General features: G+C 41.5%; 7 protein-coding genes and 1 riboswitch. All 7 genes read right to left on the bottom strand.

Features of this window, described 5'->3' with window-relative positions:
- Positions 1 to 52 precede the first annotated feature (52 nt).
- Positions 53 to 778, bottom strand: a complete 726-nt coding sequence (locus HMPREF9703_RS01240) for a hypothetical protein (protein WP_004634883.1) — start codon at positions 776 to 778, stop codon at positions 53 to 55.
- Positions 779 to 1,516: a hypothetical protein gene (locus HMPREF9703_RS01245; protein ID WP_004634885.1), complete on the bottom strand. Its 738-nt coding sequence runs from the start codon at positions 1,514 to 1,516 to the stop codon at positions 779 to 781.
- Entirely contained in the window at positions 1,516 to 2,295 is a 780-nt protein-coding gene (locus HMPREF9703_RS01250) for an ABC transporter ATP-binding protein (protein ID WP_004634886.1), read from the bottom strand. The genes HMPREF9703_RS01245 and HMPREF9703_RS01250 overlap by 1 nt, the downstream gene beginning before the upstream one ends.
- Positions 2,296 to 2,567: 272 nt before the next feature.
- Complete coding sequence (locus tag HMPREF9703_RS01255) at positions 2,568 to 3,623, bottom strand: ABC transporter substrate-binding protein (protein WP_004634888.1); 1,056 nt, start codon at positions 3,621 to 3,623, stop codon at positions 2,568 to 2,570.
- A gap of 1 nt (position 3,624) precedes the next feature.
- Positions 3,625 to 4,398: an ABC transporter permease gene (locus HMPREF9703_RS01260; protein ID WP_004634890.1), complete on the bottom strand. Its 774-nt coding sequence runs from the start codon at positions 4,396 to 4,398 to the stop codon at positions 3,625 to 3,627.
- Positions 4,385 to 5,134: an ABC transporter ATP-binding protein gene (locus HMPREF9703_RS01265; RefSeq protein WP_004634892.1), complete on the bottom strand. Its 750-nt coding sequence runs from the start codon at positions 5,132 to 5,134 to the stop codon at positions 4,385 to 4,387. The genes HMPREF9703_RS01260 and HMPREF9703_RS01265 overlap by 14 nt, the downstream gene beginning before the upstream one ends.
- A 150-nt stretch (positions 5,135 to 5,284) precedes the next feature.
- A riboswitch (TPP riboswitch) is annotated at positions 5,285 to 5,371 on the bottom strand.
- 558 nt (positions 5,372 to 5,929) lie between these two features.
- A partial coding sequence (locus tag HMPREF9703_RS01270; protein WP_004634894.1) for an LPXTG cell wall anchor domain-containing protein occupies positions 5,930 to 7,913 on the bottom strand: 1,984 nt, incomplete at its 5' end.

The following is a 7,913-nucleotide window of genomic DNA, read 5'->3' on the forward strand; positions in this document are numbered from 1 at the left end:
TACGGGGAAGCCTTTTATATTATCTTTTCATCATATGCATCAAGCAAGTCGATTAGAATAGCAAGCCTTTCTTATCAACCACTTTTTTATGTTTCAACTGGTAAACTAGCCCTGTTACAATAATCAACACGACTAATTTAATCCCCTCAATTGCCAAATGTTCCCACTGTCCCGTCTGCAAATAATCTCGCACATTATAGAACGGGAAAATCTGACTGAACACTTTAAACACTGGCGGATACTCACTAACAGAGACAATAACACCATAAATAATGGGGATCGCTGCCGATATTAAGTTTGTGTAGAAGTAAGGATTCGACTCGCGCCATGCTAAGAAAAAGCCTAACATTCCTAACAGCACACCGGTCACTAACAACGCCGGCGAAGCTAGCACAATCCGAGAGATCACGACCCAATCAACTCCAACTATAGCTAGAAGTCCTAAGTTAATCGCCATTAATCCCCATGACACGACCATCGCTGTCAATATCTTATTTCCCCAATATCGCGGTGAATACGGCCGATTGATGACCATTATCTTGTCAACTCCTCGCATAGAATCATGTGTCAGCAATTGACTCACACTGGATAGCGAGATCGTAATAGCTGCCACCGCTACTGAAGTCACTGCTACTACTGGATTCAACACATCTCCCCCCGTAAATTGACGGTGGATGAATAAGAACAGAATCATATTAATAATCGGCAGACACAAAAAATGCACGAACTGTGTCTTGCGGTTAGCCATGAAGGATAAAGAGCTTAATTGTACACGCATCTAAACCCCTCCAATCTGGCCAGTGATATTCGCTCGCTTGAGTAACACACTTGAGAGCCACCAGGACAAGCCACTCCACAACACCAAACTGCTTAACCACGGCAAGATATCAAATTCAACTGCCTCGGTTAATAAGAACTTAATCGGTGTCGCTAGGGGCAATAACCACTGGAAGACAGAAAAAATAGGTAACTGAACTAACTGCAATGAAAATAACCCCGACAACAATAGAATAGGAATCATAATCAACTCTTCATAAGTCATCGCATTCGGAGTGAATACGAAAAATGCTGCAATGAACAAACTCATGATAAGCGCAGACAACCATAAGCTAATAATGGCCAGCACTGTCCCGATTGTTAATCCATGAATCCCCACACGCAAGATGACACTCATGACCAACGCAACAAGATACGCTAGTAATCCATACGTCGATGCCGGTGTAATAGCAGTTGCCACCGATACACGATCATCAATCCGCGTATTTACAATATACTGCAACGTTCCCATGTAGCGCTGGAAGCCGATCGAACCAGCAGCCGTTGTTGTAGATGCCCACATCCCAAATGTGCCACTGATCAACCAAATATTACTACTTGCTAACGTACCACTCGCATAGGCCCCTAGATACTGAAGTAAGAAGATAGAGATCGTACTCGAAATCGGCAACCAGACGAAATAACTATTCTTCGTATAGAGCTTAAAATGAAACCAACATAATCTGAGAAATCGCATCATCAATTCCCCCTCTTCAACGTTGGCGCAATTGACAAATAAGACTCTTCTAATGTAGCCGGTCGATCAATATGCGTAACTTTAGCCAAGTCTAAGATATCAGCAACAGTTCCCTCATGCTTAATCTGACCTCCGCCAATTAAATAAATGCGGTCCGCTAACACTTCAATCTCACTCATAATATGACTCGTCAGTAAAATAGCCATCCCTTGTTGCGCTAATTTTTTAATGGTATCGCGCACTTCTTTGGCAATCTCTACATCTAATCCGGTTGTCGGCTCATCTAGCAATAATAGTGACGGATTCCCCAACATTGCACGAGCAATGTGCAATCGCTGCATCATCCCAGTAGATAGCTGGTGAGCTTCCTTCTCTCTCACATCGTACAAGTCTACCAACTTCAGTACACGAGCAACCTCTTGTTCATGTTCCTTCGGCGGAATTCGAACCAGATCAGCAAAGAATGATAAATTATCTGCCAAAGTTGCCCGCCCATAAAATCCTGAATGCCCACCGAAGACAACCCCAATTTTGGGTTTATGCTTACTGGACGTTTTTACAATACTTTTTCCTTCTAACAAAATATCGCCTGATGTAGGCAGTAAATAGCCACCAATCATCGAAACAGTTGTCGTCTTCCCTGCCCCATTCGGACCGATCAAAGCGACAATTTCACCTTCATGGATAGTCATTGATACATCGTCTACCGCTACGAACGGCTCTTTTCCTTGTTTATACACTTTCTTTAAATGATTAACGTCTAAAATTTTTGTTTTATTCAATGTTTAACTCCTCTAATGTGTAATAAGTATTTACCATTAGTGAGTTATCTACAATCTAACTCCTTAAGGGCAAACACTTCCTTCTAATACCAACACATCTCTTACTTTATTTGACACTTTCATATGACATTCTCCTGTAATTTTATTTTGTTGCTTAATAAGATTATACACCGATTACATGAGATATACAACTATAATTTTCAGAATAATTATTTATCTAAAAAACTCTCCCACACATTAGTAGGAGAGTTTTTGATTATTTATATTAAAGTTTACAATGCTGGAGCTGTTAAGTCTTCCCCAGTTAGCTCACTGTCAATCGCACCGCGTTCATAAATCCACTTCGCATATTCTTCATATTGTGCGGGATCAATCGTTCCGAATTCACCGTCTGCACTCATATACTCAATAAGGAACTCTTTCCAGGACCGGATTTCAATGTCTTTATCCAAGGCATATTCATTCTCTTCATTTTCGAATAACGTTTCAATCGCTTCATCTGGGTTTTCGACAGCTGTTTCATACCCTTTTTGTAGAGCTGTCATGAATTTTGTTAGAACGTCACTGCGTTCGTCAATTGTCTGATCACTCGCAATAAAGATCAGTTCTTGATTCTCTGGAATACCGTAATCTTGGAATTCGAAGTGTCCCATATTGTACCCTTCATCCTCCAAGAGTAAATATTCATGGTTCATATAGGCACTGATCAACGCGTCCACATTATCTGTGGATAAAGCAGGCATTAAATCATAACCCACATCAATCATCTCAACTTTTGACGCATCTCCACCATCTTCTTCTACCATAGAGTAAATAATCTCCTCCGAAATAGAATCAGATGCATACCCGATTTTCTTGCCTTCTAAATATTTGGGTGATTGAATACCGGACTCTTCTTTGTACATAATCGCATCTAATCGACGCTGAACAAGTGATCCAAATGCTTTCACCGGAATATCTTCAGCACGAGCTTTCATCAACACACCTGGGTAACTCACCGCAATATCTGTCTGGTTCGCTCCAACTAATCGAATCGGATCATCCGCTTCAGCAGGCATCTTCAAGGTAACGTTCAACCCCGCTTCTTCAAAATATCCATGCTTCAATGCGGTATAGATAGGCACGTGGTTGGCATTCGGATACCAATCAAGTGTTAACTCAACATCTTGTAGTTCTCCCTCAGCCACACTTTCTGTTGTTTGATCATCTGCTGGGGAATCAGCTGCTTGATCTGCATCATTCTGCGTGCTTTGTCCACAAGCCGCCAGCACCAACAACACCAATACTGCTGTAATTCCTTTCATCAATCGTTTAATGTAAGTTGTCATATTATGCATTCCTTTCTTGATTTCGATAATGTAGTAATACTGCTTCCAGGCCAGAGACGACCCCGAATAATATCAGTCCAATCAGCGACAAAATCACAATCCCCGCAAAAACACCATCTGCCTTCAGATTGCTGGCTGTTCGCCGAATATAGTATCCTAATCCATCTGAGCCACCTAACCATTCACCCACCGTTGCCCCCATTAAGGCATAAATCACACTCAGCTTAATGCCTGACAGAACAGACGGCAAAGCCATTCGCCACTGCAAATACTTAAACATTTGCCACTTAGAGGCTTTCAAATTACGAAACAGGGACAAATAAGCAGAATCTGTTACCTTCAATCCATCATACGTACTCACAACCAATGGGAAAAAGCAAAACAGAAAAATAATCGCTACTTTTATCGTCAACCCATAACCAAACCACATGACAAAGATCGGTGACAGAGCAATAATGGGAATCGTCTGCGAAACAAGCACGAAGGGATAGAGCGCTCGTTTGGCCCAAGATGAATAATGCAGCAAAATCCCTAACGGAATACCGAGACCAATCGATACGCCAAGACCTACCGCTACTTCTAGCAGTGTAATGAGTGTATGTCTCCACAACAACTCATACTGCTCAATTAAGGTAAGCACCACGGATGAGGGTTTAGGAATAATGAAATGAGGCGTAATCCCTGCACTAACCGACCATTCGAAGAAACCTAACAGCGCCATCAGAATTAACCCAAACGGATAGTACCGTCTCACTGCTGTTTTAATTTTTTTCATAGATGGCCTCCTCCAACTGTCGCTTATAAGCGATGAACTCACGGCTATAACGCACTGCTTCTTCGCGCGGACGCGGCAAGTCAATCTGAATCGGTGTCACTTGCTCGGACTGCCCCGGTCGATACGGTTGCATCACATAGACCACATCGCTTAAGTACAAGGCTTCCTCGATGTTATGTGTAATCACTAGAATTGTCTTATTCGTTGCCATCCACAACGTCAATAACCATTCCTGCATCTCCTTCTGCGTGAAATAATCCAACGCGCCAAAGGGTTCATCTAACAACAACACATCACTATCGGTCATTAATGTCCGAATAAAAGCGGCTCGCTGCTTCATCCCACCTGAGAGTTGATGGGGCAACTGATCCGCCACATCTCCTAGCCCCGCCTTCTCGAGCCACCGCCGACCATGTTCTTCAGTTAGCTGGTTAGCCTCATCGAGCTTCGTCGGCAACATCACATTCCCCAAGACCGTCTGCCAGGGAAGTAATAAATCTTGTTGGGGCATATAAGCCACATCCCCTAACTGAATCTCTCGCCCCTGGAAGCGAATCGCTCCCCTTGTTGGTGTCAACTCGGTCGTACATAGCTTGAAGAGCGTACTCTTCCCGCATCCACTCTTCCCAACAACACTGACAATTTGATTCGGTGCGACTGACAGTGACACCTCTGACAGCACCCGTTTTTCCTGATCATGTTGGAACGAAAAATCCACCGACTGCAACTCTAACATCATTCACTCCCTAACCTCTCTACTCTTCATTCAATGCTACCTGCTTTAATTCTCACTTCACGTACAAAAAAGCACTCCCCCATCAAGGAAAGTGCCCGTCAGAAATTATAGTCAGTAGCTAGATCACGTATTTTTTACACACCAAATCCAGCTACGTTCCGATCATTTCCCTACGCAAGCCCTAACTTGACAGGTTCAGTGGGTTTATCTCAGCACATGGCACCCCAAATGATTGAACAAATATCTACCCTTACTATACCACACTTACATGGGAAAACAAAAGAAGATTTTAAAATAATCTCTACTGATTTCTGCTCTATCTTTGAACTAATCTCCTGATCAAATTCCTCTAAATACGCTCTAAAAAATAGGTCTCCATTGTCTCTCCTATTTTCATTGACAATTACATCATAGCAGTTAGCAAGTACTTTCGTAAACCCCTTTCAGCCATTATGGGATGAAACCGCTACATAAAATATAATTCTCATTTATCGAGAAAATTCCCAAATTGTTATTTTAACTTTATTAATGTCCTTCAGCATTTTTCTCTATACAAAAACACCACTTAAATGACTAGTTTAACTAGCCACTTAAGTGGTGTCTGCGGAGAATCCACATTGTATTGCGGGACGAATTATGGTAGGAAGATCCCTCACTACAATTCATCGCCTATTGTAGGGATAAACCTAGCACATAACTTTACCACATCCCTACAGCGTAAATCAGTACTCTCTAAATCAATTTTGGAGGATGATTCTAAGTTCTAACCTACATTCAGTGAATAACTCCTAATGATTATTCTTCATCGTCTTTACGACGGATGCTCAATACACCACCAAGTCCCATTGATGTTAATCCAATGAGGCCTAGTGTCCATGCGCCCGTAGCTGTTGCTGGTAAAAGCTCACCTTGTGTTTGGCTTGTACTTCCAGTTAATCCAGCTTGAGTCACAGTTGGTTGAGCTTCTTCAGTATCAGTCACTGAGTCTGAACCTTTACTGTTGTCCACTTCTAGTGAAACATTTGGTTGTGAGTCTTCATCAGTATCTGATTCTCTCTCTGGATCTGCTCCAACTTCAGAGTTAGTTTCTGGATCAGTTTCAACTTCTGGATCGACTTTAGGATCAATCTCTTTATCAGTTTCTGGTGATTTATCAGAGTCAGAACCTGTTTCCACATCTGTCTCCAGAGTCTTTTCTGGATTAACTGTTTCTTCTGAATTATCTCCTGTTTCCGGCTCAGTTAATGTACCATCTTCAGTGTCTGTATCAGTATCTGCCTCATCTGAATCTGTAATATCTTTATCAGTTGGAGGAGTTACGTCATCAGTGTCTTGATCATCAGAATCATTTCCTGAGTTAGTTACACTATCATCAGATCCTAGTTTCTCAGTGTCATTAGAACCATTATCAACTTTATTGTTCTGTTCTTCTAGACGGTTGATCTCGATGGTGATACGAATATCAAGTTGAATCAATGCATTCGACTGTTCAGCTAATGCTTTCTCTAGCTCATCGAGGTGTTTCATCAATTCTTCACGTACATCAGACGTTGCTTTTGTGAATGATTCTTTCACTCGCTTGATTTCAGCATAAATCTCATTAATACCTTGTTTACGCTGTTCAACTTCATCCTTAAGTGCACCGCCAAAGTGATTTACTCGGTTTTCTAATTCAGTGACTCGTTCAGCTAAATGGTTCGCGTTTGATTCTAACTTATCTGTGCGGTGACCGAGTACATCAATATTAGCCTTGTTCTCATTCACGCGCTGACTTAAGTCGTTAATACGAGCTTTTTCTGCTTCTAAGTTAGCTTCTAAGTCTGCTAGCTTACGTTCAAGTTTAGCTCTATCTTCAGTCGTAACTCTCAATTCTTGCTTAAGTTCAGTAATCTGGTCTTTCAGGTTGCTCACCGCTTGCTTACGGTTCTCAACTTCTTGTTTTAGTTGATCACTTAATAATCCGACCGTTAATTCGAGTTCTGCGATGCGTCCTGTCAGACGTGAAACAACTGTCTCAACTGCATTGGTACGCTTCTCAAGGTCAGTAATGCGTTCATCATGTTCATTCACGCGCTTGATTACATTGGATAAGCGCTCTTTCTCTGCAGCAAGTTCTGCGCTAAGTTCAACTAATTTACGCTCTAGTTCAGCGATATCCTTCGTTGATAATTGCAGTTCTTGCTTGATATTGAAGATTTGTACAGCAATACTAATAATTGATTGCTTGCGCTCGGCAAGTTCTTGTATTACTTTAGCATCAAGACCATGAAGTTTTCCTTCAAGTTCTACCACATGCTTTGTTAACTGCGTTGCATCCTGTTCAATCTTATCTGCACGGTCAACCAATCCTTTGATTTGAGCTTCATTTTCGCTGACACGTTTGCTGAGGTTGTTAGTTCGAGTTATCTCTGCCTGAAGCTCAGCTTTAAGTTCGGCAAGTTGACGTTCAAATGCTTCTATATCGGAACCTGATTGAGTTAATTCAACTTTGATATTTTCAATCTCAGTGTAGAGATTATTAACAGCCTCTTTACGGTTGATTATTTCTTGTTGCAACTCTTCACTTAGATCAACCTGAATATTTGCTAGACGATTAATTTCAGTCTGCAGTTCATTAACATCTTTAATACGATCTTCAATTTCTTTATCCAGATAATTTTCCAATGTCTTGACCTCTTTATCAAGATCAGTAATGTTCCCTTCATTCTCACTAACTCGTTCTGCTAAGTCATTGATGCGGTTTTTCTCCGCTTCAAGGTTTGCACGTAGAGTGGCTAGT

The organism is Dolosigranulum pigrum ATCC 51524, from assembly GCF_000245815.1.
Classification (GTDB): Bacteria; Bacillota; Bacilli; order Lactobacillales; family Carnobacteriaceae_A; genus Dolosigranulum; species Dolosigranulum pigrum.